This is a genomic window from Sphingomonas sp. CCH5-D11, from assembly GCF_001557395.1.
In the GTDB taxonomy this organism is placed as follows: domain Bacteria; phylum Pseudomonadota; class Alphaproteobacteria; order Sphingomonadales; family Sphingomonadaceae; genus Sphingomonas.
The window spans coordinates 1-844 of record NZ_LSKH01000228.1; the positions used below are offsets into that span (position 1 = coordinate 1).

2 protein-coding genes are annotated in these 844 nt (G+C 67.9%); both read left to right on the forward strand.

The genetic code is table 11. The features are described from left to right. Nucleotides 1-370, forward strand: a 370-nt coding sequence (locus AX702_RS14285) for a hypothetical protein (RefSeq protein WP_231731860.1), incomplete at its 5' end; no start/stop codon positions are given. Beyond that, nucleotides 363-844, forward strand: a 482-nt coding sequence (locus AX702_RS14290) for a CsgG/HfaB family protein (RefSeq protein WP_331710150.1), incomplete at its 3' end; no start/stop codon positions are given. The genes AX702_RS14285 and AX702_RS14290, both read left to right, overlap by 8 nt.

Consider the following 844-nt stretch of genomic DNA (forward strand, 5'->3'; position numbering starts at 1 on the left):
ACGGTTTCTTCTGAAAACGGCCAGGGAAGGAGTACACACGATGAAACTGAAGATGATCGCCGCGCTGGGGCTTGCCGCCCTCTCCGTGGCCTTGCCGTCGGCCGCCAGCGCGCAGTCGTCGGCGCCGGTCCTGCTCGCGATGGCGAGCTTCGCCGGAAGTCATGCCGGCACCGATGCCGCGCGCGAGGTCGAGGCGAAGAAGGCGCGCTATCGCGCGCACGCGCTTCACAACGGCAAATGCAAGGACTGCGCGGACTGTCCCGACTGCAAGGACTGTGACGAAGCCGCGAAGAAAGTTGCGGCGGACGAGGAGCGTGCCGGGATCTGCGATCCCGCAGCGCATGCGAAGAAGGCGGGCGCCGGTGCTTGATCGCACCCGCATGCTCGTCGTGACGGCCGCGCTCGCGGCCGTCACACCTTCAATGGCCCACGCCCAGAAGCTGGGGCAGGGCGGCACCGGCGTCGACGAGACGACCGCCGTGCCGCAATGCCAGGTGCCGCTCGGCGTTGCCGCGCTGGTTGAGGAGAAGGCCGCCAACCCGGCCGATGGCCTGTCGCCGCAACTGCAGGCGCTCATGCGCATGGCGGAGATGCAGAACGGCGGTTCGACCGCGCGCGTCGACGCGCTGCCACTGGTCAAGCTGATGATCGCGCGATCCAATTGCTTCCGCGTCGCCGATCGCGGCGAGGCGTTCAGCGCGCTCGAACGCGAACGCGCGATCAATGGCGGGACTGCCACAACCCGGCCTGTCACCAAGGCGGATTATCTGATCGAGGTGAAGGTGGTCTATTCCGACGCCAAGTCGCGTGAGAGCGGGGGCGGGGTCGGCGGTGTGTTCGGCGG